The 24,612-nt window shown below is 72.6% G+C and carries 25 protein-coding genes and 1 tRNA gene; 14 read left to right on the forward strand and 12 right to left on the reverse strand.

From position 1 onward, the window contains the following. The first annotated feature begins 39 nt into the window (after positions 1 to 39). A complete protein-coding gene (locus tag IEX22_RS05900; protein WP_229659796.1) occupies positions 40 to 1,143 on the forward strand; it encodes a DNA-3-methyladenine glycosylase family protein in 1,104 nt (367 codons plus the stop codon). Positions 1,144 to 1,227: 84 nt separating this feature from the next. Here IEX22_RS05900 and trxA read toward each other — a convergent pair whose 3' ends face one another. From trxA to IEX22_RS05925, 5 genes are all read right to left on the reverse strand, one after another. Beyond that, complete coding sequence (gene trxA, locus IEX22_RS05905; RefSeq protein ID WP_188667358.1) at positions 1,228 to 1,713, reverse strand: thioredoxin; 486 nt, start codon at positions 1,711 to 1,713, stop codon at positions 1,228 to 1,230. 59 nt (positions 1,714 to 1,772) lie between these two features. Beyond that, positions 1,773 to 2,954 (reverse strand): MFS transporter, encoded by a 1,182-nt coding sequence (locus IEX22_RS05910; protein WP_229659811.1) that lies wholly within the window; start codon positions 2,952 to 2,954, stop codon positions 1,773 to 1,775. 178 nt (positions 2,955 to 3,132) lie between these two features. After that, positions 3,133 to 3,615, reverse strand: coding sequence for a MarR family winged helix-turn-helix transcriptional regulator (locus IEX22_RS05915; RefSeq protein WP_188667359.1), 483 nt, complete (start codon positions 3,613 to 3,615; stop codon positions 3,133 to 3,135). Between the two features lie 104 nt (positions 3,616 to 3,719). After that, positions 3,720 to 3,801: transfer RNA gene (locus IEX22_RS05920), tRNA-Tyr, on the reverse strand. A gap of 97 nt (positions 3,802 to 3,898) precedes the next feature. Then, positions 3,899 to 4,084, reverse strand: coding sequence for a hypothetical protein (locus tag IEX22_RS05925; RefSeq protein ID WP_188667361.1), 186 nt, complete (start codon positions 4,082 to 4,084; stop codon positions 3,899 to 3,901). Between the two features lie 136 nt (positions 4,085 to 4,220). On the opposite strand from IEX22_RS05925, the gene IEX22_RS05930 reads away from it, so the two are divergent. The 7 genes from IEX22_RS05930 to IEX22_RS05960 all read left to right on the forward strand — a co-directional run bounded on the left by IEX22_RS05930 (position 4,221) and on the right by IEX22_RS05960 (position 9,744). Next, a complete protein-coding gene (locus tag IEX22_RS05930) occupies positions 4,221 to 4,712 on the forward strand; it encodes a YajQ family cyclic di-GMP-binding protein (protein ID WP_188667363.1) in 492 nt (163 codons plus the stop codon). A gap of 114 nt (positions 4,713 to 4,826) precedes the next feature. Beyond that, the gene (locus IEX22_RS05935; RefSeq protein WP_188667365.1) at positions 4,827 to 5,192 is read left to right on the forward strand and encodes a hypothetical protein; all 366 of its coding nucleotides are present in this window, start codon (positions 4,827 to 4,829) and stop codon (positions 5,190 to 5,192) included. Next, entirely contained in the window at positions 5,192 to 6,181 is a 990-nt protein-coding gene (locus IEX22_RS05940) for an FAD:protein FMN transferase (RefSeq protein ID WP_188667367.1), read from the forward strand. The genes IEX22_RS05935 and IEX22_RS05940 overlap by 1 nt, the downstream gene beginning before the upstream one ends. Beyond that, positions 6,178 to 6,741 carry a ferric reductase-like transmembrane domain-containing protein gene (locus tag IEX22_RS05945; RefSeq protein ID WP_229659797.1) on the forward strand — a complete coding sequence of 188 codons (564 nt, stop codon included), beginning with the start codon at positions 6,178 to 6,180 and terminating at the stop codon, positions 6,739 to 6,741. Before IEX22_RS05940 ends, IEX22_RS05945 begins: the two co-directional genes overlap by 4 nt. A 3-nt stretch (positions 6,742 to 6,744) precedes the next feature. Next, positions 6,745 to 7,908 (forward strand): NADH-ubiquinone oxidoreductase-F iron-sulfur binding region domain-containing protein, encoded by a 1,164-nt coding sequence (locus tag IEX22_RS05950; protein ID WP_229659798.1) that lies wholly within the window; start codon positions 6,745 to 6,747, stop codon positions 7,906 to 7,908. Further along, on the forward strand, positions 7,905 to 8,123 hold the full coding sequence (locus tag IEX22_RS05955) for a ferredoxin (RefSeq protein ID WP_188667370.1): 219 nt from the start codon (positions 7,905 to 7,907) through the stop codon (positions 8,121 to 8,123). Before IEX22_RS05950 ends, IEX22_RS05955 begins: the two co-directional genes overlap by 4 nt. A 118-nt stretch (positions 8,124 to 8,241) precedes the next feature. Next, positions 8,242 to 9,744 (forward strand): APC family permease, encoded by a 1,503-nt coding sequence (locus IEX22_RS05960; RefSeq protein WP_188667372.1) that lies wholly within the window; start codon positions 8,242 to 8,244, stop codon positions 9,742 to 9,744. 73 nt (positions 9,745 to 9,817) lie between these two features. On the opposite strand, the gene htpX is transcribed toward IEX22_RS05960, so the two are convergent. After that, the gene (gene htpX / locus IEX22_RS05965; RefSeq protein WP_188667374.1) at positions 9,818 to 10,687 is read right to left on the reverse strand and encodes a zinc metalloprotease HtpX; all 870 of its coding nucleotides are present in this window, start codon (positions 10,685 to 10,687) and stop codon (positions 9,818 to 9,820) included. Positions 10,688 to 10,826: 139 nt separating this feature from the next. Next, positions 10,827 to 12,098, reverse strand: a complete 1,272-nt coding sequence (locus IEX22_RS05970; protein ID WP_188667376.1) for an MFS transporter — start codon at positions 12,096 to 12,098, stop codon at positions 10,827 to 10,829. A gap of 108 nt (positions 12,099 to 12,206) precedes the next feature. On the opposite strand from IEX22_RS05970, the gene IEX22_RS05975 reads away from it, so the two are divergent. Together IEX22_RS05975 and IEX22_RS05980 are read left to right on the forward strand one after the other, a co-directional pair. Next, positions 12,207 to 12,698, forward strand: a complete 492-nt coding sequence (locus IEX22_RS05975) for a Fur family transcriptional regulator (RefSeq protein WP_188667378.1) — start codon at positions 12,207 to 12,209, stop codon at positions 12,696 to 12,698. Next, positions 12,695 to 14,200 carry a catalase gene (locus IEX22_RS05980; RefSeq protein ID WP_188667380.1) on the forward strand — a complete coding sequence of 502 codons (1,506 nt, stop codon included), beginning with the start codon at positions 12,695 to 12,697 and terminating at the stop codon, positions 14,198 to 14,200. Before IEX22_RS05975 ends, IEX22_RS05980 begins: the two co-directional genes overlap by 4 nt. Before the next feature lie 331 nt (positions 14,201 to 14,531). Here the strand turns inward: IEX22_RS05980 and IEX22_RS05985 are convergent, their stop codons facing one another. Next, entirely contained in the window at positions 14,532 to 16,604 is a 2,073-nt protein-coding gene (locus IEX22_RS05985; protein ID WP_188667381.1) for an RNA polymerase sigma factor, read from the reverse strand. A 397-nt stretch (positions 16,605 to 17,001) separates the two neighbouring features. Between IEX22_RS05985 and IEX22_RS05990 the strand changes: the two genes are divergently transcribed. Together IEX22_RS05990 and rarD are read left to right on the forward strand one after the other, a co-directional pair. Continuing rightward, the gene (locus IEX22_RS05990; protein ID WP_188667383.1) at positions 17,002 to 18,063 is read left to right on the forward strand and encodes a DUF6882 domain-containing protein; all 1,062 of its coding nucleotides are present in this window, start codon (positions 17,002 to 17,004) and stop codon (positions 18,061 to 18,063) included. Between the two features lie 242 nt (positions 18,064 to 18,305). Further along, positions 18,306 to 19,073, forward strand: a complete 768-nt coding sequence (gene rarD, locus IEX22_RS05995; protein WP_438816601.1) for an EamA family transporter RarD — start codon at positions 18,306 to 18,308, stop codon at positions 19,071 to 19,073. Here the strand turns inward: rarD and IEX22_RS06000 are convergent. Both IEX22_RS06000 and IEX22_RS06005 read right to left on the reverse strand, forming a co-directional pair. After that, positions 18,991 to 19,800, reverse strand: coding sequence for a phosphatase PAP2 family protein (locus tag IEX22_RS06000; RefSeq protein ID WP_229659799.1), 810 nt, complete (start codon positions 19,798 to 19,800; stop codon positions 18,991 to 18,993). The two genes, rarD and IEX22_RS06000, sit on opposite strands and share 83 nt — an antisense overlap. A gap of 55 nt (positions 19,801 to 19,855) precedes the next feature. Further along, the gene (locus IEX22_RS06005) at positions 19,856 to 21,289 is read right to left on the reverse strand and encodes a PTS transporter subunit EIIC (protein WP_188667385.1); all 1,434 of its coding nucleotides are present in this window, start codon (positions 21,287 to 21,289) and stop codon (positions 19,856 to 19,858) included. Between the two features lie 166 nt (positions 21,290 to 21,455). Between IEX22_RS06005 and IEX22_RS06010 the strand changes: the two genes are divergently transcribed. Beyond that, positions 21,456 to 21,686 carry a PTS sugar transporter subunit IIB gene (locus tag IEX22_RS06010; protein ID WP_188667452.1) on the forward strand — a complete coding sequence of 77 codons (231 nt, stop codon included), beginning with the start codon at positions 21,456 to 21,458 and terminating at the stop codon, positions 21,684 to 21,686. Continuing rightward, positions 21,683 to 22,138 (forward strand): PTS sugar transporter subunit IIA, encoded by a 456-nt coding sequence (locus IEX22_RS06015; RefSeq protein WP_188667388.1) that lies wholly within the window; start codon positions 21,683 to 21,685, stop codon positions 22,136 to 22,138. Before IEX22_RS06010 ends, IEX22_RS06015 begins: the two co-directional genes overlap by 4 nt. Here the strand turns inward: IEX22_RS06015 and IEX22_RS06020 are convergent. Beyond that, positions 22,123 to 23,031: a universal stress protein gene (locus IEX22_RS06020; RefSeq protein ID WP_188667390.1), complete on the reverse strand. Its 909-nt coding sequence runs from the start codon at positions 23,029 to 23,031 to the stop codon at positions 22,123 to 22,125. The genes IEX22_RS06015 and IEX22_RS06020 overlap by 16 nt on opposite strands. Positions 23,032 to 23,260: 229 nt before the next feature. Further along, a complete protein-coding gene (gene gabT, locus IEX22_RS06025; RefSeq protein ID WP_188667392.1) occupies positions 23,261 to 24,610 on the reverse strand; it encodes a 4-aminobutyrate--2-oxoglutarate transaminase in 1,350 nt (449 codons plus the stop codon). Positions 24,611 to 24,612: the final 2 nt, after the last annotated feature.

Raw genomic sequence — 24,612 nt, forward strand, 5'->3', positions numbered from 1 at the left:
GCGCACGGTTCTGTCGGTCCGCGGTGACACAATCGAGGCATGACCCTGACCGCTCCCGCGCCCACCGTCGGCGGCTCCGGCACGGCACCGGCGGCCGTGCCGAAACCGGTCGTCGACGACGCCGCGCGCGTGCGGACGGACCGGGTGCTGACCGCGTCCCCCGTGGAGGCGCAGGCCGTCTTCGTCGTCCCCGGTGGCTACGACCTGAGGGCGAGCCTGGGCATCCTCCAGCACGGCGTGCAGGATCCGAGCATGCGGCTGGACCCGGACCGCGGGGCGGGGTGCTGGATGGCATTCGGAACGGGGCGCGGCCCCGCGTCGCTGCGACTCGACGCGCGCCGCCTCCCGGGACCCCCGGCGGCCGGGCACACCGGTGCCGGCCCGGCGGACGTGGCCGTGCACGCCCGCGCCTACGGCCCGGGCGCGGCCGACGCCCTCGCGGCCGTCCCGGCCCTGCTCGGCGCCCACGACGACTGGACGGGCCTGGAGGCGGAGCCCCTGGCTGACGTCCTGCCACCGTTCATCGCCCGCACCCGTCGCGCTCGCGGCGACGTCCGGCTGCCGACGGCGGGCCGGGTGCTGGACTTCGCCGTCATCGCCGTGCTGGGACAGAAGATCACCGGCCTGGAAGCCAAACGCGCGTGGCAGTACCTGGTGTCACGATTCGGCAGCCCCGCGCCCGGCCCGGTGCCCGTCGGCCTGACGATCCCGCCGACCGGGGAGCAGTGGCGGCGCGTGCCGTCCTGGCACTGGCACCGCGCCGGCGTCGACCACAGCCGGTCCACGACGATCCTGCGGATGGCGCAGCGCGCGAGCGCCCTGGAGCGGCTCGCCGCCCTGCCGTGCGGCGACGAGCTCGTGACCCGGCTGACGTCCATTCCCGGGGTGGGGCCGTGGACGGCGGCGGAGACGACGCAGCGCACGCACGGTGACCCCGATTCGGTCAGCATCGGCGATTTCCACCTCGCCAAGGATGTGGGCTGGGCGTTCACCGGCGGCGCCGTCGACGACGCCGGCATGATGCGCATCCTCGAGCCCTTCAGCGGGCACCGGCAGCGCGTGGTCCGGCTGATGTACCTCTCCGGCTTCCGGCGTCCGCGCTTCGCGCCGCGACTCGCCCCGGCGGACCACCGCTTCCACTGAGACCACCGGGCGGCTCCGGGGAAGAAGAACGGCCCGGACGCGAGTGCGTCCGGGCCGTGCGGGGGTCGTCGAGGGACGACCAGATCAGGCGAGGGGGCCGAGGTTGGCCGGGTCCTCCGTGGTGCCGGTGCGGTGCGCCGTGTCGCCGCCTTGCTGGCCGGCCCCCCCGGACTGCTGCGCCCCACCCTGCTGCGGCTGAGCGTCGGCCTGGGCCTGCTGCTGAGCGACGGCCGCGTGGACCTCGGTCATGTCCAGGCCCTTGACCGCGGCGATCAGCTGGTCGAGTGACCCCTTGTCCAGGGCACCGGCCTGGTTGAACACCATGACCTTCTCCCGGAACGCCATCAGCGTCGGGATGGACGTGATGCCGGCCGCGGCGGCCAGCTGCTGCTCGGCCTCGGTGTCGACCTTGCCGAAGACGACGTCCTCGTTCTCGGCGGAGGCGGCGTCGAAGACGGGAGCGAACTGCTTGCAGGGGCCGCACCAGTCGGCCCAGAAGTCCAGCAGGACGATGTCGTTGCCCTCGATGGTCTCGGCGAGCGTGTCATTGGTGACGGTGACGGTAGCCATGGTTCCACGCTAGCCGCCGGGCCACGCCGGGGCCAAGGATGTTCGCTGTGCGAAGAGCCTCAGACGTGGGCCGGCTCGTGGCGGTTCAGCAGGCGGCGGCCTCCCAGGATGACGGCGGCGCTCACGAGCACCAGGACGCCCGCGCTGAAGAACGGGGCCTGCGGGCCGAGGTGCTCGGCCAGGGTGGTGGCGACGAACGGCGCGAGCGCACCGCCCAGCCACCGCACGCAGTTGTAGCCGGCCGAGGCCACCGGGCGCGGAGCGTCCGACACCTCCATCGCCAGCTCGGTGAACAGGGTGTTGTTCACCCCGAGCAGGGCCCCCGACGCGATCGTGAGCACGACGACGGCGGGAACGACGCCGACGGCGCACACCGCCAGCAGCCCGAGCACCGCGGCCAGCCCGACGAGCGAGCCGACCAGCACCGCGGTGGTGCCGAACCGGTTCTGCAGCACGGGGGCCAGGAAGACGGAGCACACGGCGAGCAGCACGCCCCAGCCGAAGAAGACCGCGCCGATGCCGTAGGCGTTCATGCCCAGGATGAAGGGCACATACGCCAGCACCGTGAAGAAGCCGAAGTTGTAGAAGAACGCGGCGATCGCCGTCGTGCGCAGGCCCCGGTGGCCGAGCGCGACGAGGGGATCCCGCAGGCGGGTCTTCGTCGCGCTGGCCGGCAACGTCGGCAGCAGGATGGCGAGGGCGATGAAGGCGGCCGCCATCAGCACGGCGGTGCCGAAGAACGGCGCCCGCCACTGCCACCCGCCCAGCAGCGCACCGACGAGGGGCCCGAGGGAGATCCCGAGGCCGAGTGCCGCCTCGTAGAGGACGATCGCGACGCCCGAGCCGCCGCTGGCGACGCCGACGATGACGGCGAGCGCGGTCGCGACGAAGAGGGCGTTGCCGAGGCCCCAGCCGGCCCGGAAGGACACCAGCTGGGCGACGTCGCCGCTCAGGCCGGAGAGGGACGCGAAGACGACGATGAGGGCGAGCCCGATGAGCAGCGTCTTCTTCCCGCCGATGCGGCTGGACACGACGCCGGTGATCAGCATGGCCAGGGCGGTGATCAGGAAGTAGCTGGTGAACAGCAGGGAGACCTGGGCGTGGCTGGCCTGCAGATTCACCGCGATGGCCGGCAGGATCGGATCGACGAGGCCGATGCCCATGAACGCGAACACCGAGGCGAGCGCCGTGGCCCACAGCGCCCGGGGCTGGTGCAGCAGGCTGGTCCGCTCCCGCTCCAGGGTGGCGGCCGCGTCGGCGGTGCCGTGGTGCCCGCCGGCGCCCGGGGTCGACGGGTCCGGCCCGGGGTCTGCGCCGCCGTCCGGGTCGGGCTGCCTCTGCTGGTCGGCGTGGTGGACGCTCACGTGTTCGTGCTCCTCTCGCTGTCATCCGTGGCCGGCGTACTCGCCGGCCGGGGAATCAGCGGGAGTCGTCGTCGTGCAGGCCGACGAGGCGCTCGAGCGCAGGGACCGCGCGGCTGAGGGCCTGCCGGTCCGCGGCGTCGAGCCGGGCCAGGCGCCGGGCCAGGTAGGCGTTGCGGCGACCGTTGACCCCCTCGAGCGTCTCGCGGCCCCGCTCCGTCAGCCGGACGCGCACCGCGCGAGCGTCGTCCGGGTCGGACGTCCGCTGCACCAGTCCGGCCTTCTCGAGCCGGCTGACCAGGTCGGTCGCGCTGGGCACCCGGATCCCGGCTCGCGCCGCGATCCCGCTCATCCGCATGGGCGACTCGGCCAGCATGTTCAGCAGCCCGACCTGGGCCGTGGACCACTCGCCGTCGGCGTCGAGCCCGCGCATCAGGTAGACCGCGTGGCGCAGTCCCTGCCGCAGGTCGTCGGCCAGGTCGAGCTGGTCGGCATCGGCGGCCGCCGCCCCGGAATCCGTCGACTCCCGTGATTCCACCATTGTTTAGGTTACCTAACTATATGGATGAGAACAAGGCGAGGGCGCGTGACCCCGGATACACGACGACCCTCGATCGAATCGATCGAGGGTCGTGGTGACGAGGGTGGCAGGTGAGGGATTCGAACCCCCGTAGGCAATGCCAGCTGATTTACAGTCAGCCCCCTTTGGCCGCTCGGGTAACCTGCCTCGTCCACCCGCGGGTGGGTCGCCTCCGCGTGGGAGAACAACAGAACACTACTAGGCGGACCCGGGTTTGTCCGAATCGACGGGCGGGAGCGTCCGGTCACACCCGGTGGTGCCCCAGCCGAGCGAGCTGCTGCTCGAAGCGATCGGCCTGCTCCTGCGTCACCTGACCGAACCGGACGGCCCGGCTGAGGTCGTCGTGCACGCCCGGCGACGCCGGGAGACGGCGCACCGGCCGCATCTCGTGGTCGTCGTGGCCGGGATCGGGCAGGTCGTCGTTCATCATCACTCCATCGTGTTGACCGTGCGTGAGCAGGCTATGAGGAACGGCTTGGTGGCGTCTGAGAATCGGAGCACGAACCGGTAACGGCCCCACTACGCTGGAAGGCGAACCCGTCCCCCATCAACGGCAGGAGTGCACCATGGCTTCCGAGTCCTCGTTCGACGTCGTCAGCAAGGTCGACAAGCAGGAGGTCGCCAACGCGCTGAACCAGGCACAGAAGGAGATCGCCCAGCGCTACGACTTCAAGGGCGTCGGCGCCGAGATCGACTTCTCCGGCGAGAAGATCCTGATGAAGGCCAACGCCGAGGAGCGCGTCAAGGCGGTGCTCGACGTCTTCGAGTCCAAGCTGGTCAAGCGGGGCATCTCGCTGAAGTCCCTCGACGCCGGCGAACCGTTCGCCTCCGGCAAGGAGTACCGGATCGAGGCCTCCGTCAAGGAGGGCATCGCCCAGGACGCGGCGAAGAAGATCACCAAGCTCATCCGCGACGAGGGTCCCAAGGGCACCAAGGCGCAGATCCAGGGCGACGAGCTGCGGGTCTCCTCCAAGTCCCGCGACGACCTGCAGTCCGTGATCGCGCTGCTCAAGGGTGCCGACCTCGACGTCGACCTGCAGTTCATCAACTACCGGTAGAGCCGGCCGCCTCGCGCCCGCCGAGGGACGCGGAAGACGGTGTGATCCGGGCCTCACAGGGCGGCCGTCGGGAGGCCACAGGGCCGTGACAGCTTCGGCTCCGACCGTGGAGACATGGAAACCTCCCCGCTTCCCACAGGCCGCGTCCCCGCCGGTACCGACCGCATCCGGTCGCGCAACCGCGCCCTGTTCGCGCGCCGCGTCGTGACCCTGGCCGTGGGCGCCGGCTCGATCGCCACCGCCGCGACCATGACGGCGGTCTGGGCGCAGGACGCCGTCGCCGCCCCGGCGTCCTCCACCTCGCCCAGCACCACCGGCAGCGACACGCCCAGCACCACCGGCACCGGCACCGACGGCGGAGGCTCGAGCGGCCAGTCGAACAGCCAGTTCGACGGCAGTTCGTCGGACAGCGGGTCCTGGGCCGGGACCGCGCCGCAGTCGGGCGGCAGCGGGGCGCAGGGCTCGACGGGCGGTTCCTGATGGACGCCGCCCGGACGAATCCCGCCGACGACGCCGGCGCGGACGCCCCGCACCTCGGCGCCGCGCGCTGGGAGGCCCTCGGCACCACCTGCGCAGTGCACACCACCGATCCGGCAGCCGTCGTCGAGGCTCGTCACCTCGTCACCGCCCAGCTCACCGAGCTGGACGTGGCGTGCTCCCGCTTCCGGGACGACTCCGAGCTGACCCGGCTGCCCCACGGCCGGTGGGTCGAGGTCTCGCCCGTCCTGTTCGCCGTGATCGAGGCGGCCCGGACCACCGCCCAGCGCACCGGCGGCCTGGTGGACCCGACGATCGCGACGGCCATGGACGCCGCCGGCTACGACCGTGACCTCGCCGCCGTCCGCGGCCGGTTGCCCGAGCACCACGATCCCGCGCCGGCCCCGGGCTGGTTCCGGGTGATGACGGACCCGGCCACCGGCCAGGTCCTGCTCCCCCACCGGGTCGACCTCGATCTCGGGGCCAGCGCCAAGGCCTGGGCCGCCGACCGCGCGGCCACCACCGCCGCCGCACGGCTGAGCTGCGGCGTCCTGGTCAACCTCGGCGGGGACCTCCGGGCCGCCGGACCCGCACCGGACGACGGCTGGCAGCTCACCGTCGACGACGGCCGGCGGGACCCGCGACCGGCCGTGACGATCCGGTCCGGCGGCCTCGCCAGCTCCTCGACGACCCGCCGCACCTGGTGGACGCGGAGCAGCGACGGCGGGCTGCGCCGGCGCCACCACATCCTCGACCCGCGCACGGGCGGCCCGACGCCGGGCACCTGGTGCCTGGTCAGCGCCACGGCGCCCACCTGCGAGGCGGCGAACGCCGCGACGACGGCCGCCGTCGTGCTCGGCAGGGATGCGCCCGCGTGGCTCGAGGAGCGCAGCATCCCGGCACGGCTGGCCGGCCGGGGCACCGACGGGGAGCGCCGGATCGTCACGACGGCGGGCTGGCCCGTCGACGACACGGTGGCCGCGGCGTCGTGAACGAGATCCTGTGGGGGATCTGCCGCTCGACCGGACTGATCGCCCTCGTCCTGCTGACGGCGGCGCTGGTCTGCGGCGCCCTCGTCTCGGGCCGCGCCGGCCGTGGCACCGCCGTCTCCCTGCTGCCCGCCGGCCTGCACCGCAGCTTCTCGCTGATGGCGGTGGCCTTCCTCGTCGCGCACATCGTCAGCGCCGTCGTCGAGGGCTACGTCGCCATCGGCTGGCTCGCCACCGTCGTGCCCTTCGTCTCCGACTGGAACCCGCTCGGCGTCGGCCTCGGCACCCTGGCCGTCGATCTGCTGGTCGCCGTCACCCTGACGACGGCGTTCCGGCACCGGCTCTCCCCGCGCGCCTGGCGGGCGGTGCACCTGAGCGCGTACGCCCTGTGGCCGATCGCCCTCATCCACACGGTCGCGACGAGCACCGTCGACGTCGGCCTGGCCTGGACGGTCGCGGCGCTGTGCTCGGCGGCCGGCGCCGCCGCCCTGGTGTGGCGGGTCCGGCAGCCCGATCCCGACGCCGCCGTCCGGCGGCTGACCCCCTCCGACTCCTGGCGGTGACCCGTGAGCCTGCTCGACACCTCCCTGCCCGGCGCGCTGCCCGACGTGACGACGATCCCGCGCGGCACCGGGCACCTGCCCCGCCTGATCCGGCTGCTCGCCGAGGCCGGCCTGACCGGACGCGGCGGCGGCGCGTTCCCGGCCGCCGCGAAACTGCGGTCGCTCACGTCCGCCCCGGTGCGACTCATCGTGAACGCGTGCGAGTCGGAGCCGTGGGTCTACAAGGACGAGGTGCTCCTGCAGCGCCGGCCCGACCTCGTGCTCGGCGGCGCTGCCCTGGTCGCCGAGGCCGTCGGCGCCGCCGAACTGGTCCTGGCCGGCGGGCGCGGGACACCGACCCTGGCCCGGCTGCGCCGGCTCGTCGCCGTCACCCCGGGCCTCCACCGTCGGGTTCGGGTCCTGGACGTCCCCGAGCGCTACGTCTCGAGCGAGGCCAGCGCCCTCGCCTCCCTCGCCGCCGGGGGTCCCGCCCGGCCCGCGTTCCACGTAGGCCCGATGACCCAGGCGGACCACCCCGGCGGGCCGGTTCTCGTGCTCAACGCGGAGACGGTGGCGCAGGCCGCCGCCGTCTGGGCGTCCGACGGCGCCGCCGTCCCCACCCGGCTCCTGACCCTCTCCGGCGATGTGGCACGACCGGGCGTCGTCGAGGTGGGCGGCGCTCCCCCGCTGGTGGACGTCCTGGCCCGGGGCGGCGGCACGCCGGTGACGCCGCGGGCGGTGCTCCTGGGCGGCCTGGGCGGCACCTGGCTCCCCTGGGCGACCGCGCGCGACCTGCCCCTCGACCCGGTGGCCCTGCGCGCGGTGGGCGCCTCCCTCGGTGCGGGCCTCGTGCACGTCCTCGGGGTGGACACCTGCCCCCACCCGGTGGTCGCGGACATCCTCGACCTGCTCGCGGCCGAGAGCGCGCGGCAGTGCGGCCCCTGCATGTTCGGGCTGCCCTCGATCGCGGCGGACTGGCGTGCCGCGGGCGCGGGCCCGGGGTCGGCGGCGGCGCGCGAGCGGCTGGCCCGCCGGCTGCCCGTGATCGCGGGTCGCGGCGCCTGCGCCCATCCCGACGGAGCGGTGCGCCAGGCGGCCTCGGCGCTCGCCGTGTTCGGCGCGCACCTGGCGGAGCACGACGCCGGCACGGTCGTGCCGCCCACCGCCCACCTGGAGACGGCGTCGTGACCAGCGCGGCCCCGCGCCCCGGCAGCGTGTTCGTCGACCCCACCAGCTGCGCCGCCCACGGGCTGTGCGCCGCGTGGCTGCCCGAGCGGGTGGCCCTGGACGAGTGGGGTTACCCGCGGGTGGACGGCGCCCCGCTCGACGAGGACACTCGACGGCGGGCCGAGCGGGCCGCGGCGGAGTGCCCGGTCCGCGCGTTCCACCTCGCCCGCTCCTGACCGCGGACCGGCTCCCGCAGGCGGCCCGTCGCACGTCCGCTCGGGGTACGACGTCGCGCCCGTCACACCGTAACGTTGGACCAATCATCATCCGACGGACACCACAGCGGGAGCGGTCATGAGCCTCATGAGGACCAAGTCGATCGAGCAGTCGATCAGAGACTCCGACGAACCCGGGCACGACCTCAAACGGTCGCTGAACGCCTGGGACCTGGCGATCATGGGCGTGGCGGTCGCCGTCGGCGCCGGCATCTTCTCGGTCGGCGCGAAGGCCGCTGCCAACTTCGCCGGCCCGGCCGTCAGCGTCTCGTTCGTCCTCGCCGCCGTCACGTGCGGCCTGGCGATCATGTGCTACGCCGAGTTCGCCTCCACCATCCCGGTGGCCGGCAGCGCGTACACCTACACCTACGCGACGCTCGGGGAGCTGCTCGCCTGGATCATCGGCTGGGACCTCATCCTCGAGCTGCTGGCCGCGGGCGCCGTCATCGCCAAGTACTGGGGCATCTACCTCTCGAACGTGTTCAGCCTGTTCCACATCGACGTGCCCACCACGCTGCACCTCGGGCCGGTGGCCTTCGACTGGGGCCCCTTCGTCATCGTCGCCGTCTTCACCGTGCTGCTGATCCTCGGGACGAAGCTCTCCACGATGGTCAACAACGTGTTCACCCTGATCAAGGTGGGCATCGTCCTCTTCGTCATCATCGTCGGCTTCACCTTCGTCAAGGCGGAGAACTACACGCCCTTCGTCCCGCCCTCCCAGCCGCCCGCCGGTGGCGGCAGCGTGCTGACCCAGTCGTTCCTCTCGTTCCTGACCGGTTCGGCACCGGCCCAGTACGGCGTGTTCGGCATCTTCTCCGGCGCCGCGCTCGTGTTCTTCGCCTTCATCGGGTTCGACGTCGTCGCCACCTCGGCGGAGGAGGTGAAGAACCCGCAGAAGAACCTGCCGCGCGGCATCTTCGGCGGCCTGATCCTGGTCAGCATCCTCTACATCCTCACCACCCTCGCCCTCACCGGCATGGCGTCCTACCAGGAGCTGGCCAAGGCGGAGGATCCGTCGCTGGCGACCGCGTTCATCCAGGTGGGCGCCCCGTGGGCCGCGCAGGTGATCTCGGTGGGCATCCTGATCGGCTTGACCACGGTGATCATGGTGCTGCTGATGGGCCTGTCGCGGGTGCTGCTCGCGCTCAGCCGCGACGGCCTGCTCCCGCGGTGGCTCTCCGCCACGTCCTCGACCCACAAGACGCCCGTGCGGCTGCAGCTGATCTGCGGCGCCGCGGTGGCCCTGATCGCGGCCCTGACCGACGTCTCCTGGCTCGAGGAGATGATCAACATCGGCACGCTGTCGGCGTTCGTGCTGGTCAGCGTCGGCGTCGTGGTGCTGCGCCGGACCCGGCCGGACCTGCCGCGCGGTTACCGGGTGCCCTGGTCCCCCGTGCTGCCGATCCTCTCGGCCGTGCTCTGCTTCTACCTGATGCTCAACCTGACCGTCGAGTCCTGGATCCGGTTCGTCGTCTGGCTGCTGCTCGGGTTCATCATCTACTTCGCCTACGGGCGCCGGCATGCCCGGGTCGGGTTGATGAACGACCCGGTGCGCTCCCGGTGGGCGGACACCGGGCGCTGACCGCGACCGACGCGACGACGGCCCCGCACCTCGGTGGTGCGGGGCCGTCGTCGTCGCGTCGAACCCGTGCGCGTCAGCGGCGGCCGGCCATCCGTTCGAGACGTTCGACGCGGGCGTCCATCGGCGGGTGGGAGGCGAACAGGCCGGCGACGCCGGCGCCCGCCTTCCGGAACGGGTTGGCGATCATCAGGTGGGACGTGTTGACCAGCTTCTGGTCCTGCGGCAGCGGCGCCCGCTGGGTGCCGGCCTGCAGCTTGCGCAGCGCGGACGCGAGGGCGAGCGGGTCGTTGGTCAGCGTCGACCCGTCCTCGTCCGCGTCGAACTCGCGCGTGCGGCTGATCGCGGTCTGCACCACCATCGCCGCGATCGGGGCGAGCAGCGAGGTGGCCAGCACCGCGAGGATGTTGCCGTTCCGGTCCCGGCCGCCGAAGAAGAGGGCGAACTGGGCCAGCGAGGTGATGACGCCGGCGATGGCGGCCGCCACCGAGGACGTGAGGATGTCGCGGTTGTAGACGTGCATCAACTCGTGGCCGAGGACCCCGCGCAACTCCCGCTCGTTCAGCAGGCCGAGGATGCCCTCCGTGCAGCACACGGCCGCGTTCTGCGGGTTGCGGCCGGTCGCGAAGGCGTTCGGCGCCGCCGTCGGCGAGACGTACAGCCGTGGCATCGGCTGGTCGGCCCGGGCGGAGAGCTCGCGCACGATGCGGTACATGCCGGGCTGTTGCGCCTCGGTCACCGGGTACGCCTGCATGGATCGCAGCGCGATCTTGTCGCTGTTCCAGTACCCGTACGCGGTGGTGCCGAGCCCGATCAGCAGGAAGATCCAGATGAAGCCGCTGTTGCGCGTGCCGACGGCGAGGGCGCCGCCCACGAGGAGCAACAGGCCCATCATCCCGCCGAGCAGCAGGGTCGTCTTCAGGCCATTGTGGTGCTGGTGTCTCACGGTCCGTCCCGGGTCGTCGGTGTCAACAGGGTCTCACCGGGGTCAACGGCTCACAAGGGAGCGCTGTTCCGGTTCAGAGCGAACTCACGGGTCCCGTCCAGCCGGCGTCGAGCCGCCGGCGATCCGGGTGGACGGCGGTTCAGGGCGTGGGGTGCCGCGCGTCGTAGCGGCGGAAGCCGGGCTGCCGCCAGGCCATCACGCCGGTCAGAACGACGCAGAGGATGCCGCCGAGCAGGAGCACCGTGCCCTCGGAGACGATCGTCGTCGCCCCACCGGCCACCGCGTCGCCGATCCGCGGGCCTCCGGCCACGACGACGACGAAGACGCCGGACAGTCGGCCGCGCAGGTGGTCCGGGGCGGCGCTCTGCAGGATGGTCGACCGGAAGACGGAACTGATGGAGTCCGCCACCCCGGCCGCGGTGCACGCCAGCAGGGCCGGCACCACCCAGGGGGAGACGACGCCGTCGGTGTCCCGGCCCGCGGCGAGCACCGTGAGGCCGAGGGCTCCGATGCCGACCCCCCAGGCGGCGACCGACCAGAGCACCGCGAGCCCCTGACGCCGCACCGCTCCCAGCGGGCCGGAGAACAGCCCGGCCAGGAACGAGCCGAGCGCGATGGCGGCGAGCAGGGCGCCGGCCGTCGCCTCACCTCCGCCGAGGGCGAGCGCCCCGATGGCGGGGATGAGGGCGCGCGGGGCGGCGGTGATCATGGCGATCAGGTCGATGACGAAGGTGCCGCGCACGTTGGGGCGGGTGGCCAGGAAGGCGAATCCCTCGAGCACCGAGCGCAGCCCGGGGGGCCCCGAGGCGCCGACGGGCTTCAGGGGTGGGAGAGTGACCAGGCCCCACCACGCGAAGGCGAACGAGACGACGTCCAGCGTGTAGGTCCATCCGTAGCCGACGCTGGCCACGAGGAAGCCGCCCACCATCGGCCCGACCATGGCGGCCATCGTGAAGGTGATCATGCCCAGCGCGTTGGCGGCGGGCAGGAGCTCCTTCCCGACGAGCTGCGGGATGATCGCGCTGCGCGTGGGCTGGTTGATGGCGGTGCCCGCGCTGTTCAGCGCCACCAGCAGGTAGAGCACCACGATGTTGTCCAGCCCCGCCCACGCCTGGACCGCCAGCCCGGCACTCGACGCCCACATCACCCCGGCGGAGAGGAGGGCCACCCGGCGTCGGTCGTGCACGTCGGCGATCGACCCCCCGTACAGCCCGAAGACGATCAGCGGGACGAGGGCGAAGATGCCGAGGATGCCGACGTACAGGCTCTCCCCCGTGATGGCGAAGACCTGCAGGCTGACGGCCACGAGCGCGATGTTGCTGCCCATCGCCGACAGGGACATGCCCGTCCACATCCGCCGGTAGGCGGTGCTGCGACGCAGCGGCGTCAGGTCGGCGAGGAGTCGGGGCACCGGATCAGCCTACGGTCCCCTCACGACGGCGCCGCAGGTCACCGCCTTATCGGGTGGTCACCAGAGCGTTGTTGTGAGTCATTCAGAAAAAGTGTTTGACTGGGGGCGATGACGACGACCGCGACCCCGCGTGCCCGGCCGGACTGGCCGGCGCAGCTGCGCGCGCACGCCCTGCGGGTCACGCGGCCGCGGACGCACGTGCTGGGCGCCGTGCACGAGCACCCGCACGCCAGCGCGGACCAGGTGCACCGGGTGGTGCGGACCGCCCTGCCGGAGATCACCGTGCAGTCCGTCTACGTCGTCCTCGCCGATCTGGAGCGGCACGACCTGGTCCGTCGGATCGACGTGCCCGGCTCCCCCGCCCGGTACGAGACCCGCACCGGGGACAACCACCACCACGCGCAGTGCGTCCGCTGCCTCCGCATCACGGACGTGGACTGCGTCGTCGGCTCCGCCCCCTGCCTGCATCCGGGCAGCGCGGCCGGCATGACCATTCTTTCCGCCGATGTCCTGTTCCGGGTCATCTGTGCGGACTGCCGGGAGAACGGCCCGGAGAGCACCACCGCACCAGCATCACCACCAAGGAGTGAGCACGTATGACGACCACCCCCCGCGAGACGGGCAGCTACACGACGGCGAACAACGGCGCCCCGGTCGCCAGTGACAACGAGTCACTGACCGTCGGTGCCGACGGTCCCGTCGTCCTGCACGACCACTACCTCGTCGAGAAGCTCGCCCAGTTCAACCGGGAGCGCGTTCCCGAGCGCGTCGTCCACGCCAAGGGTGGCGGGGCGTTCGGCGTCTTCACCACCACCGAGGACGTCTCGCCGTACACTCGGGCGGCGCTGTTCCAGCCGAACACGACCACCGAGATGGTCGCCCGGTTCTCCACCGTGGCCGGCGAGCAGGGTTCGCCCGACACGTGGCGCGATCCCCGTGGTTTCGCCCTGAAGTTCTACACCTCCGAGGGCAACTACGACCTCGTCGGCAACAACACCCCGGTGTTCTTCATCAAGGACGGGATCAAGTTCCCCGACTTCATCCACTCCCAGAAGCGGCTGCCGGGTTCCGCGCTGCGGGACAACGACATGCAGTGGGACTTCTGGTCGCTGCGCCCCGAGTCCTCCCACCAGGTGACGTGGCTGATGGGTGACCGTGGCATCCCGAAGACGTGGCGCCACATGGACGGCTTCGGCTCCCACACCTACCAGTGGATCAACGCCGCGGGTGAGCGGTTCTGGGTCAAGTACCACTTCCAGACGAACCAGGGCAACGAGTACCTGACGCCGGAGGAGGCGGAGCGGCTCGCCGGTGTCGACGCCGACGCGCACCGCCGCGACCTGTTCGACGCCATCGAGCGCGGTGAGTTTCCGTCGTGGACCCTGTACGTCCAGGTCATGCCGTACGAGGACGCCAAGACCTACCGGTTCAACCCCTTCGACCTGACCAAGGTGTGGCCCCACGGCGACTACCCGCTGATCAAGGTCGGCACCATGACGTTGAACCGCAACCCGCAGAACTTCCACGCGCAGATCGAGCAGCTGGCGCTCGAGCCGTCCAACTTCGTGCCGGGCATCGCGACCAGCCCCGACAAGATGCTGCTGGCCCGCATCTTCTCCTATGCCGATGCCCACCGGTACCGGATCGGCGCCAACTACCAGGACCTGCCGGTCAACTACCCGAAGAACGCGCAGGTGAACTCCTACTCCAAGGAGGGCCCCATGCGGTACACGTTCAACGACCCGCAGGTGCCCGTGTACGCCCCGAACTCGTTCGGCGGGCCGCACGCCGCGCCGGAGCGGGCCGCGGAGTCCAACGGGTGGGACGCCGACGGCGAGCTGGTGCGCGCCGCCGCGACCCTGCACCCCGAGGACGACGACGTCACGCAGCCGCGGAACCTGTACCGCCACGTGCTCGACGCGCAAGCGCAGGAGCGCCTGGTGCACAACATCGCCGGGCACATCGCCGGTGTGCGCAGCGCCGATATCCGTGAGCGGGCCTTCCAGTACTGGGAGAACATCGATCCCGAGCTGGGTTCCCGCGTCCGCCATGCCTACGCCGAGGCGCAAGCGGAGCAGGATCAGCCGGTCGCGACCGTCTGACCTCGCACGGCGTTCTCGCGGGCCCGTCCGGCCGTGTCCGGGCGGGCCCGCGGTGCGTCCGGCTCCCGGGCGCCGACACGCCCGGCACGGGATCTCGACACGAAAGTCGTTTGAGATTCGGTAAGTCGGCTGCCATACTGAGACAAGGCGACTCGTGATGATTTCCCCCATCATTCACTGAGAGCCTGCACAGCCGGCCGGACTGGTCACCTATCCCCCCACTGGTAATCAGCCCGGCCGGCATTCAACTCACCGGATGCCCGGTGGCGCGACGATCCGTCGGCCACCGGGCATTCGTCGTTTCCGGGCATTCGCCGTAGCCGGGCAGCGGTCAGTTCCGTCCCAGCAGCGAGGCGGTGATGGTGGGGACCGCCGAGACGGTGACCGAGGGCGCCGTGGTCGTCGGGCCGGTCGCCTCGCCCGACGGCGGTGCCTGCGGGGGTAGCGTGCCGCGCGCGGTCGCGCCGTCGAGCGCATCGGTCAGACTCCAGGGGATCGCCGGGACGGTCGACGACCGGACCGGCGTCGAGATGCGCACGGCCACGAGCTGTACCGTCACGGCACGCTCGCCGGCCGGCAGGGTGGTCGTCACGGGGGGCACCGCCGCCGTGAGGGCATCGAGGATCGCGCGGGCGTCCGCGTCGGTCAGCGGGGGCTCCGACGCGTCGTCCGTCGACGTGGCCGACGGTGCGGTGGTCGCGGCGGCGGGGGCGGTCGCCCCGACCCCGGCGTCTGCCGACACGCGACGATCGGCGCCCGCTCCGACGAGGACCGGCCGTCGGATCACCAGCCAGCCGTCCGTGCTCGTGAACCGCAGGGTCAGTCGGCGATCCACGGTCGCCACCGGCGCGGTCACGGTGATCCGTGCCGTCGCGATCCGGTCCACCGGGCCGGTGCGCCAGAATCGGCCCTCGGCGTCCAGCTCGGCCGTGACTCCGAGGCCGGTTCCGGTCGTGGGCGGCGCAGTCGTCGGCGGCGCGGTGGTCGGCGGCGCAGTCGTCGGCGGCGCGGTGGTCGGCGGCGCGGTCGTGGGCGGCGCGGTCGTCGGGGGTACCGTGATCGGCCGGGTCGTCGGCGCCGGCACGCCCGGAGCAGCACCGTCCCCCGCGGCGCTCGGGTCGGAACCCGGCAGCGGGGAGCCCGGCCACGGCGAGCCCGGCGACCACGGAACGGCCCCCTGGTCGGATCCGAGGAACCCAGGGTCGAGGAGACCGAGATCCTGCGTGCCCTGGTCGTTCTGCGTCCAGGGCGCCCAGACCCCGTCGCCGGGTACGTCGCCGACCGCGCCCGCGCCGGGATTCGAGCCCGCGTTCCCGTTCGCCCCGAAAGCACCCGGGACGGACGGTCCCCCGGCACCCGAACCACCGTTGCCGTACCCCAGGGAGCCGCTGCCGCCCGGCACGACGGGGGCCGACGCACTCCAGGACGTCGCCGGATTCTGCGCCGCGGCGAGCGTGTCGGCCGGAGCCGGCTCGGCGGTCACCAGCCGGCCGGCACCGATCACGACGGCGACGCCGACGATCACGACCGCAGAACTCACCGCCGCCGCACCCGCGGAACCGCCCGGTGCACCCGCCAGCGCCCAGCGGTCGGCGCGCCCGGACGGACCGGCCGTGGCGCCGAGCCCGAGGGCAGCCAGCAACCCCCCACCGGCGGGCGCCGCCGCCAGTGGCAGGTACGCGGCGCGCAGTCCCCGGTTCACGTCGCGCAGGTGCAGGACGGCGGCGGAGCAACTCAAGCAGTTCTCGACGTGGAACCGGGTGCTGGCCAGGGCCGGTCCCCGCAACCGGCCTGCGGCGTAGGCGGCCAACGACGGGCCGATGTCCCGGCATTCGCGGTCCGGCACCGCCCGCACGTGGCACTGCAGATAGGCCTGCGCCAGTCGTTCGCGCGCTCGCTTGAGCGCCACCGACGTCGCATTCGGGCTCAGACCGACGAGACGACCGATCGCGGCGGGCTTGAGATCCTCGACGGCGGCGTACCAGAGCACCGCGCGGCTCCGCTCCGGAAGCGTGAGAAACGCCCGGCGGATCGTCTCCGCGTCGAAGCTCTTGAGCACGGGGTCTTCGAAGACCTGCGGCAGCTCCGCCAGCTCGATCGCCTCGGTGCTGTACTGACCGCGAGTGGCCCGAGCGGCACGGGCGGCCTCGTGCGTGACGATCGTCAGCAGGTACGCGCGGACATTGTCGCGGGGGCCGGCGCCCCGGCGAACCGCGGCCAGCAGGTTCGCGAAGGACTCGGCCACGAGGTCGTCGGCCTGGGCAGCACCGTTCGCGTATCGGCGCGCCACCCGCCAGGCGGCGTCGCGGTGACGTTCATAGAGCTCCCCGAACGCGCGCCGGTCCCCGGCGCGTACCGCGTCGATGAGGTCCCGGTCGCTCGCGTCGTCGTCCGCGACCGGCATCGCAGAAGCATTCACTGCGTACCGTCCGTCTTCTCTCGCCCCCGGATCATGGTAGCGCTGCACCCGGCGGACGGACCGAGTCGATCCGCCGTCGTCGGCCGTCCGCTGGGCTTGGTGCCGGTGCCCGCGTCTCCCCCGAGCGCGGGCACCGGCACCGGTACCGTGCGGATTCCCGCACGTGTCGTGCCGCCTCACCCCCGCGTGACGGCACCCGGCCCCCTCCGACGACGATCCTGCGGCTGCCCCCGCCGCTTCGCCGTTGCACCCATCAAGAGGACGAAGCGCCTCGGGTGTGACACGGCGTTATCGAACTGTTATGAGGAAGGTGGTCAGGAGGTCGCCCGACCGGGGCGGCCAGCACGCGACCGGCGCCCGCGGCCGACCTTAGGGTGGAGGCATGACCTCCGCTCTCCAGTCGCTCGTCGACCGTGGACTCTTCCTCTCCGTCGAGCATCAGCGCGCCTTCGAGGACCAACTGGTCCCCGATGCCGCCCAGGTCGACTTCGCCGGCCCCCGCATCGTCCTTCCCGGTCTCGACTCCCCCGCGACGCCGTACCTGCTGGGCAGCTCCTCCCCCACCCGGGGTACGTGGATCTGGTCGTGGCAGGAGCCCGGGCACTTTCTTCCCGCGGTCCTCGCGGCCGCCGAGTCGACCCGCCGGTACGGGGTCGACCACGACGTCGCCGAACTGACCGACGACGAGATCCCGTTGATCCCCGGCCTGGACGAGCGTCTGGTCATCGCCGCGAAGACCGTCACGGGTGTCCACGCCCACTACACGGCCGGCGCCGGTGGGGGCGCCCGCGTGTGGATGCTGGTCCGCTCCGACGCGCTGACCCTCGACCGGCCGACGGTGCGCACGGTCGGGCGCACGATCGCGGAGGGCCTGCACACCGGGCTGGCGGTCGATCACCGTGCCGCCGTCGAGGGGTACGCGCGGCGCCGTGGGCTGCACCTGAGCGCGGACGGCGAGGACGCCGTGGTGGTCAGCACCGACGACGGCGGGGTCGAGCTGCGGTTCGACGGGACGACGATCCGCGGGATCGATGTCGTGGCGAGTCGACGCCCCGCCGGCTATGCCCCGGAACCGGTGCCGGTCACGCTGATCGAACCGGCGCCGACCCCGCGCCCGGAACCCGAGCCGGTTTCCGAACAGCCCGCCGCGACGGAGGCCGCGCCGGTCCCCGAACAGCCCGCCGCGACGGAGGCCGCGCCGGTCCCCGCACAGCCCGCCGCGACGGAGGCCGCCCCCGAACCGCAGCGGTCCGCACCGGAGCCCGAAACCCGGGCCACGCCCGCCCCGCAGGCGGACGAGGAGCTGGAGGAGCGGGAACCGGAGGAGCAGGAGCCGGAGGAGCGGGAACCGGAGGAGCAGGAGCGCGTGGAGCGGGACGAGAGCCGGGACGAGGAGCAGGAGCCGCGGCGACGGGGCTTCCTCGGCCGCCTGTTCGGCCGCTGAGAGGACCGGCGGACACGCGGCGGAATACGCGGGTGCCCGCACGACTTGATGAAGGGATGTGACCAGCACGCGCAACGCCTCGACCCGCACCCCTCGACCGGACTCCGGTCAGCTTCACTCCGGCGGGCGGCTGGGCACCACCGGCGTCGGCCTGCTGAACGGCTTGGCCGCCTACGGGCTGTGGGGCCTGCTGCCGCTCTACTTGGCCCTGCTCGGCGCTCTGTGCGCTGCTGCTGACCGTGATGCGCGGCTGGGGTGCCCTCGGCCGGGCCCTGACCGACCGCCGGGTGCTCGGCACGCTCGCCATCGCCGCGGTGCTCATCGCGATCAACTGGCTCGCCTTCGCCTACGCGATCACCACCCACCAGGCGATCGAGGGATCGCTCGGGTACTTCATCAACCCGCTGGTCTCGGTGGTACTCGGCGTGCTCGTGCTGCACGAGTCGTTGCGCCGTACCCAGTGGGTGGCCGTGGGCATCGGCGCCCTGGCCGTCGTGGTTCTCACGATCGCCTACGGCAAGCTGCCGTGGATCGCCCTGATCCTGGCGTTCTCGTTCGGCTTCTACGGCCTGGTGAAGAACCGCGTCGGCGGACGGGTGGACGCGCTCACCAGCCTCACCGTGGAGACCGTCGTGCTGCTGCCCCTGGGACTGGCCGTCATGCTGGGGCTCACTTTCGCGGGGTCGGCCACCCTCACCACGGACGGCGCCGGGCACTTCTGGCTGATGGTCGCCAGCGGCGTCATCACCGCCCTGCCGCTGCTGTTCTTCGGTGGCGCCGCCCGTCGACTGCCGCTGTCCACCGTGGGGCTGCTCCAGTACCTGGCCCCCGTGCTGCAGTTCATCTTCGCGATCTCGGTCCTGAAGGAGCACATGCCGACCGAGCGGTGGATCGGCTTCGGTCTCGTCTGGGTGGCGCTGCTGGTGCTCATCGTCGACGCCGTCCGCCAGATCCGTCGTCGTCGCCCCCGGTCCGCGGCCGGCCCGGCGACTGCGGACGTCGCCGTCTGACGACGTCGCCCTCCAGCGCCGACGCCGCGGCGACCGCGAGCGCGACCAGCACGACGGCGGCCGCCACGTCCAGCAGGTAGTGGTTGCCGGTGCCGATCACCACCCCGATCATGACCAGCGGGAACAGCCACACCAGCCCCGCCACCCGTGATCCGTGGACCCGTAGCGCCCGCCAGGCGGCCCACGCGGCCAGCAGCGACCAGCCGACATGCAGGCTCGGCAGGGCCGAGAAGTGGTTCCGGCCGTCGGCCAGGTCGCGTGACCCGGTGTTCCCGAGCACGTCGTGGTCGGCGACCACGTCGACGATGCCGGGGACGGCGAACCGGGGCGGCGAGACCGGCAGGAGCCAGAACACGAGCAGCGCGAGCAGCGCCGTCACGATCAGTGCCCAGCGCACCCGGGGGTAGAGGGCACGGTGCCGGAACAGCACCCACAGCAGCACGCCGCCCAGGGGAACGTAGTACAGGCGGTAGACCAGCACCGCGGCCTGGACGAGGGCGGCGTCGCCGGCCAGCCAGCGGTTGACGGCCGGCTCGATGTCCAGGTGCAGGGTGGCCTCGATCGACCGGATGGTCCCGGCGTGCGCGGCGGCCGCGGCGGCATCGGTGCCCAGGGCGTCGTGCAACCGGGAGAACACGACGAATCCGGCCAGCAGGCCCGCCAGTTCGAGCCAGGGCAGGACCCGGCGGCCGCTCGCCGGTGTGATCCCCGCGGGTCCCTCGGGCACCGGCGCCGTCGTCACTCGACGACGGCGCCGGCTCCGAGCGGCGCGGGAGCGCCTCTCAGGCGCTGGGGTCCTCGCCCGCACGCGGGGTCCTGTCGCGGCGGGGCTCCCCCACCGGTGACGCGTCGGCCGGCGGGGCCTCCGGTCGCGTCACGGTGCCGTCCGAGGGTCCGACGGGCGCCGAACCGGGCTCACCGGTCCGCTCGACCACCCGGTCGGCCGGGCGATCGCCCACGGCCACCGCGGCCGGATCGGCCGCCACGCCCGCCGTCGCCGGTGCGGCGTCGTCGAGCGCGTCCTCCCGGCCCGGGGTGCGCATGTTCCAGCGCCGGATCACGAACCGGAACACCACGTAGTAGATGACCGCGTAGACGAGGCCGATGGGGATCAGCCACAGGCCGCCGGTCGACTTGCCCAGGTTGAGCAGGAAGTCGATGCCGCCGGCCGAGAACGAGAACCCGTGGTGGATGCCGAGCGCGTTGACCAGAGCGATGGAGGTACCGGTCAGCACGGCGTGGATGACGTACAGCGGCCACGCGACGAACATGAAGGAGAACTCGAGCGGCTCGGTGATGCCGGTGATGAACGACGTCAGGCCGGTGGAGAGCATGACACCGCCGACCACCTTCCGCTGCTCGGGCCGCGCCTCGTGCCAGATGGCCAGCGCCGCCGCCGGCAGGGCGAACATCATGATGGGGAAGAAGCCGGTCATGAACAGGCCGGCGTTCGGGTCGCCCGCGAAGAAGCGGGTGAGGTCGCCGTGCGCCCCGTTGTAGTCCCCGATCAGGAACCAGACCACCGAGTTGATGATGTGGTGCAGGCCCAGCGGGATGAGCAGCCGGTTGAGCACCCCGTAGATGCCGCCACCGACGACGGCGTTGTCCTGCACCGCGTTGCCCACCGCGGTCAGCCCGGTGTTGAACAACGGGTAGATCAGCGCCAGCACGACGCCGATGATCATCGCCGACACCGCGGTCAGGATGGGCACCAGGCGACGGCCGCCGAAGAAGCCGATGTAGTCCGGCAGCTTCGTCCGGTAGAACCGCTGCCAGAGGCCGGCCGAGAGCAGGCCGATGACGATGCCGCCGAGGACCCCGAAGTTGATCATGGCCTGCGTGCCGTCGGTGGCCTTCTGACCGGCGAGCACGATCGGGGACATCACCTTGAACACGCCGGCGAGCACGAGGTAGCCGACGACGGCGGCGAGCGCGGTGGAGCCGTCGGCCTTGCGCGCCCAGCCGATGGCGATGCCGACGGCGAAGAGCAGCGGGAGGTTGTCGAACAGGGCGCCGCCGGCGGCGGAGATCACCGAGCCGACGGTCTCCAGCCCGGGCAGCCCGCCGATCAGGTCCTTCTGCCCGAGCCGCAGCAGCAGGCCCGCGGCCGGCAGGGCCGCGATCGGCAGCATGAGCGACCGGCCGAACCGTTGCAGGTTGGCCATGCCGCGCCGTTCCTTGCGCGGGGCCGCCGCCCCGGTGGCGATGGAGGTCATGGATCCTCGTTTCCTCTCGTCCCGGCCGCCGGGGTGCCGGCGACCGCCGTGGCCGGACGCGCGGTTCACGCACGGTCCGGCTCACGCTGAGAGAACGCTCGTAGTATTGGTCCCGGTTGTCAACGAGGCTCGCTGGCGCAGGTCAGCGAGGATGAAGGAGCTGGTCATGGCCAAGGCGGACGACATCGTGGCGGCGCTCGGCGGCGCCGGGAACATCGTCGAGGTGGAGGGCTGCATCACGCGGCTGCGGACCGAGGTCTCGGACGCCTCGGCGGTGAACGAGGCAGCCCTGCGCGCCGCCGGAGCGCACGGCGTCGTCGTCTCCGGCCGCGCCGTCCAGGTGGTCGTGGGGCCGGAGGCGGACTCGCTGGCCGAGGACATCCAGGACCTCCTGTGAGCCTGCCGGTGAGCGCCCCGCTCGCCGGCACCGTGACGACGCTCGCCGAGGTGCCCGACGAGGTGTTCGCCGCGCAGATGGTGGGGCCGGGGGTCTCCGTGGCGCCCGACGGCGGGGGTGCGGTGCTCGTCCTCGCCCCGGTGGGCGGGACCATCGTCAAGCTGCATCCGCACGCCTTCGTCATCACCGTGCCCGACGGCCCGAGCGTGCTCGTGCACGTGGGCATCGACACCGTGGAGCTCAAGGGCCGGCACTTCACGCTGCACGCCACCCAGGGGCAGGTGGTGGCCGCGGGTGAGCCCGTCGTGACGGTGGACGTGGACGCCGTGCAGGACGCCGGCTACAGCGCCGCGTGCCCCGTCGTCGTGCTGGGCGCGGCACCGGACACCGTCGACAGCGACGTCGTCGGGCGCCGGGTGGAGGCCGGGGACCGGCTCTACGAGCTGCCCTGAGCCGCCTGGTCGCCGGCTTCCTCGACGGCCTCGGCGACGGCGTCCGCCGCGAGTGCGGCCGCGCTCTTGGGCACGACCACCATGGGCACCGGCAGCGTCCGCAGCATCTTGGACGCCGTACTGCCCATGAACAGCCGATTCCCGTGCGCGAGCCGGCTCGAGCCGACCAGCACGAGATCACCGGGCTCCCACGTCATCCGGTCGATGGCGTTCTCGATGGTCTTGCCGGTCGCGATCGCCGTGTCCACGCGGGCGCGGGCCGGCAGGGTGCGGGCCGCCTCGTCGAGCATCCGCTGCGTGTGGCGGCGCGCCTCCGGGCGGTCCTTGACGTTGCCGAGGGCGAGCAGCGAGATCAGGCGCAGCCGCACCCGGCGGCGCGCGGCCGCCGCGAGCCCGGTGTCCAGGACCGCCTGGGCACCCGGTCGCGAGCCGATCGCCGCGCTGATCCGGGTGATCTTCGGTGCGTCGTAGCCCCGCGGCGCGAGGGCCACGGGGACGGCGGAGCTATGGAGGAGATGGTTGGCGACGGTGCCGACGCTGAAGCGGGACCACAGCCCCGAGCTGGAGGCGCCGACGATGATCAGTTCGGCGTCGAACTGCTGGGCCGCCGTCATCAGGCCCTCGGCGAAGGAGCTCGCGGTGCGCGTGTGGGTGCGGGCGTCGACGTCGTCGGGCACCAGGGAGCGGGCCCGGTCGAGCAGCGTGCGCGGGGAGGGGCGGCCGCCGCGCTCGGCCCCCGGGTCCTGCTCGGGGTAACTGGGGTTGAAGGGCTCGGACCGGCGACGCACGTGGACGATGTCCAGCGACGCGGACTGCGCACGGGCGATCGCCACGGCGAGGGCGACCGCGTCGGCGCCCGTGTCCGCGGCGCCGAAGCCGACGACGTACCTCATGCTCCCCATCTCCGTTCCCCGTCCCGTCCGCCGACCGCACCCGTCGCCCGGCCTCGCCTGCTCGCTGGCCTGCGGGGATGCCGTCGCGCCGGTTCCTCCGGCTTGTCGGGTCCATTGTCGCAGCACCGGCGATCCCGCCCCCGTCCTGCGGGGTCATGAAGCGATCACCACGCGAACCGGCCGGCACCCGGTGTCGGGTACCGGCCGGTTCACGTCGCCCACGAGCCGCTCAGGCGGCGAGGATCGCGGCCTCCAGGACGTCCAGGGCATCGGTGAGCAGTTCGTCCCCGATCACCAGCGGCGGCAGCAACCGGATCACGTTGCCGTAGGTGCCGCAGGTGAGCAGGATGACGCCCTCGGCGAGGGCGGCCTGCACGATGGCCTTCGTCGCCTCCGGGTTCGGCTCCTTGGTGGTGGCAGCGGTGCCGGGCTTGACCAGTTCGACGGCCATCATGGCGCCACGGCCACGGACCTCACCGATGATGTCGGTCTTCTCCGCGACGGCCCGCAGGCGCGAGGAGATCGTGTCGCCGATGCGCGCGGCACGGGCGGCGAGGTCCTGCTCCTTCATGGTCTCGATGGCGGCGAGAGCGGCGGCGCAGGCCACCGGGTTGCCGCCGTAGGTGCCGCCGAGGCCACCGCCGTGGACGGCGTCGAGCAGGTCGGCGCGGCCGGTGACGGCGGAGAGCGGCAGGCCGCCGGCGATGCCCTTGGCCATGGTGATCAGGTCCGGTACGACGTTCTCGTGCTCGGAGGCGAACCAGGCGCCGGTACGGCAGAACCCGGACTGCACCTCGTCGGCGATGAACACGACGCCGGTCTCCTTGGCCCACGCGGCCAGGGTGGGCAGGAAGCCCTCGGCGGGGACGATGAAGCCGCCCTCGCCCTGCACGGGCTCGATCAGGATCGCGGCGACCTGGTCCGCGCCGACCTGCTTCTCGATCATCGAGATCGCCCGGCGGGCGGCGTCCTCGCCCTTGATGTCGGTCTCCTCGCGGTACGGGTAGCTCATCGGCACCCGGTACACCTCGGGGGCGAACGGGCCGAAGCCGTGCTTGTAGGGCATGGACTTCGCGGTCAGCGCCATCGTCAGGTTGGTGCGGCCGTGGTAGGCGTGGTCGAAGACGACGACGGCGTTGCGGCCGGTGGCCAGGCGGGCCACCTTGACGGCGTTCTCCACGGCCTCGGCGCCGGAGTTGAACAGCACGGTCCGCTTCTCGTGGTCGCCCGGGGTGAGCGCGTTCAGCTGCTCGGCGACGGCGATGTAGCCCTCGTACGGGGTGACCATGAAGCAGGTGTGGGTGAAGTGCTCGACGGACTCCTGCACCGCGGCGACGACGGCCGGGTCGGACGCGCCGACGGAGGTGACGGCGATGCCGGAGCCCAGGTCGATGAACTGGTTGCCGTCGACGTCGCGGATGATGGCGCCGTCGGCGTCGGCGGCGTAGACGGGCACGCTGGAGGCAACGCCGGCCGCGACGACGGCGGACCGGCGCTGGGCCAGTTCCTGCGACCGGGGTCCGGGGAAGGCCCCGGTCAGCCGGCGCTTCTGCTCCAGGCGGGTGGCGGTGGCGGTCATGG

The sequence above is a fragment of the Tersicoccus solisilvae genome (genome assembly GCF_014643255.1).
In the GTDB taxonomy this organism is placed as follows: domain Bacteria; phylum Actinomycetota; class Actinomycetes; order Actinomycetales; family Micrococcaceae; genus Tersicoccus; species Tersicoccus solisilvae.